General features: G+C 69.9%; 1 protein-coding gene. It reads right to left on the reverse strand.

Going from position 1 to position 472, the window contains the following annotated elements; translation table 11 throughout:
* A partial coding sequence (locus KN815_RS36910; RefSeq protein WP_216346210.1) for a beta-ketoacyl synthase N-terminal-like domain-containing protein occupies window positions 1-472 on the reverse strand: 472 nt, incomplete at both ends.

Genomic DNA, 472 nt, shown 5'->3' on the forward strand with positions numbered 1-472 from the left:
GTCCGACAGCCGCTCGACGAGCAGCATGCCGACGCCCTCGCCCAGGCAGAAGCCGTCGGCCTCCGGGGCGAAGGGCTTGGAGCGGCCGTCGAGGGCCAGTCCGCGCATCTTGCTGTAGTCGACGAAGACGCCGGGCGCGCACATGAGGGTCGCGCCACCGGCGAGCGCGAGCGAGCATTCGCCGTTGCGCAGCGCCTGGACGGCGAGGTGGAGGGCCACCAGCGAGGAGGAGCAGGCGGTGTCGACGGTGACGGCCGGGCCCTCGAAACCGAAGGTGTAGGAAAGGCGGCCGGAAGCGACGCTCGCGGCGTTACCGGTGCCGAAATAGCCCTCGAAGTTCTCGTTGGAACTGAGGATCGCGCCCAGGTAATCGTGATTGCTGGTGCCGACGAAGACGCCGATCTGCCGGCCGCGCACCGCGACCGGGTCGATTCCGGCCCGCTCGAACGCCTCCCAGGACGTCTCCAGCAGC

The organism is Streptomyces niphimycinicus (genome assembly GCF_018883605.1).
Classification (GTDB): domain Bacteria; phylum Actinomycetota; class Actinomycetes; order Streptomycetales; family Streptomycetaceae; genus Streptomyces; species Streptomyces niphimycinicus.